This is a genomic window from Priestia sp. BR_2 (genome assembly GCF_041954005.1).
Classification (GTDB): Bacteria; Bacillota; Bacilli; order Paenibacillales; family Paenibacillaceae; genus Paenibacillus_AQ; species Paenibacillus_AQ lautus_A.
This window is the reverse complement of record NZ_JAVFHM010000144.1, coordinates 1-1,811: the sequence shown is the minus strand read 5'-3', so window position 1 is coordinate 1,811 and position 1,811 is coordinate 1. Positions and strand designations below refer to the sequence as shown.

The following is a 1,811-nucleotide window of genomic DNA, read 5'->3' as shown; positions in this document are numbered from 1 at the left end:
GTTTATGATAAATCATTATATGGAGAACACCGTGATTATAAATAGAATGCTCCCAAAAAGGAAGAAGTAAATAGTCAAACTTGAGTTTGTGAGCACACTAAGAGCATAGGAATCGTAATTCCTCATATTCCTTTAAGTATGTGTTTTAAAAAAAGCTACTCGTTTGAGTAGCTTTTTTTAAAACACAACGAACATCCATCAGCCCGCTTAACATCAGCCTATGTTTTAATTTAAATACTCTAGCTTATCGACGAATCTCGTTCCTGTTATACATCGGCCTCGTTTATCTATAATGTTTTAATTGGGATGAAATTAACCTGTTTTATTTGATTGTTCCTTAAAAGAAATCTCTTCAGCATGAAGCCAGCTGTTAAAACCTACATACGTAAATAAGTGGAAGTTTTTCATATAAATAAACCGGGAAACGGAACGTTAGATAACAGTAAAGGAGAACATGTTATGCATGAAATGACAGAAAAACTACATGACTTTTTACTAGAACATATTGATGAAATGTCTCAAGAATGGTTAGACTCGCGGGAAGTGGAAAAGGATTCAATTTACACTGCTGATGCTTCTTCCGAAACAACAGAATATCTTCGAGTACAAAATCAATACTTTACTCGTAAAATTGTAAAAGTTCTTATAGGAGATTCTTTAGATACTCTTAGTGATTGGGCACAGGAAGTTGCTACAAAAAGGGCTCAGAGAGGCGATTCTCTGTATCATAGTATTCATCATTTTAAAAAGTTTCGTTTAATCTTTTTTAAACAGATTGAATCATTTTTTCACCTTCATTCATCTAGCATTACATACGAAGATCTTTTTTCATGGAATAAAATAGTGAATGAAGCATTTGATCGGATGATAGAACTTTTTACCCTTTATTATGGACAAGTATCAGAAGCGCAGTCTCAAGCTCAAAAAATGCTAATTTCTGAGCTTAGTACGCCTGTTATTAGTATTTCCGATACAGTGGGTGTGCTGCCTCTCATTGGTCAGGTTGATGATTATAAGAGTAGTGATTTTGCGAAGAAAGTTATGCTGCAAGCAAAAGAGCTCAATCTGTCTTGCTTAATTATTGATTTATCAGGTGCGCCTTCCATTGATACTATGATGACCAATGAATTATTTCAAGTTATAAAGATGTTGGACCTACTTGGAATTGATACAACCATCACAGGTATCCGTCCGGAGATTGCTTTAACTGCGGTTCAATTAGGAATAGATATGAGCAAATTGAAAACTTATGGAAAGTTAAAAGATGCAGTAAATAAGCTTTTGCATGAGTGATATTGAATTAAAGTACTAAGCCTTTTTTTATGTCGGTTATATTATAAATAGACGTACCCTTCCTAAAGGTGGAAATTAGGAAGGGCATCTATTTCTTTAGTGATGGCTTTAAAAAATGTATTTGAGTTCTCTTCTACTGTGAGTTAATTTTTAGGACTCCTAATATTGAGAGGTAGAAATAAAAAAAGCAGTATTCGGTGCATTTCTTTTAAGCTAGTCATATTCATCATAATTCTCGCCAAAAAGAAGCCTTTGCTATCATTAGCAAAGGCTTCTTTTTGATGAGTTTCTTCTATAAGTTATGTAAATGATGGAATCAACCTTAATATATTTAAATGGTTTGCACATTTTTTATTAAGGGTTTCCCGTTCTTATACTCCGTTGGATAGTAAACAAATAGTAAAGTATCTCATAAAAATAATTCATTCATCTATTTATTCTTCGTGTGGACAAATGATTGGATATTTTAAATTTAAATTATCAATAATACCATTATATGTATTTTCAACAAAAGGAGC

At 32.6% G+C, this 1,811-nt stretch carries 1 protein-coding gene; it reads left to right on the top strand.

Annotated features, from left to right (window positions below; genetic code table 11):
• The first annotated feature begins 459 nt into the window (after positions 1-459).
• Positions 460-1,293, top strand: a complete 834-nt coding sequence (locus tag RB298_RS06730) for an STAS domain-containing protein (RefSeq protein ID WP_486046482.1) — start codon at positions 460-462, stop codon at positions 1,291-1,293.
• The last annotated feature ends 518 nt before the right edge of the window (positions 1,294-1,811 follow it).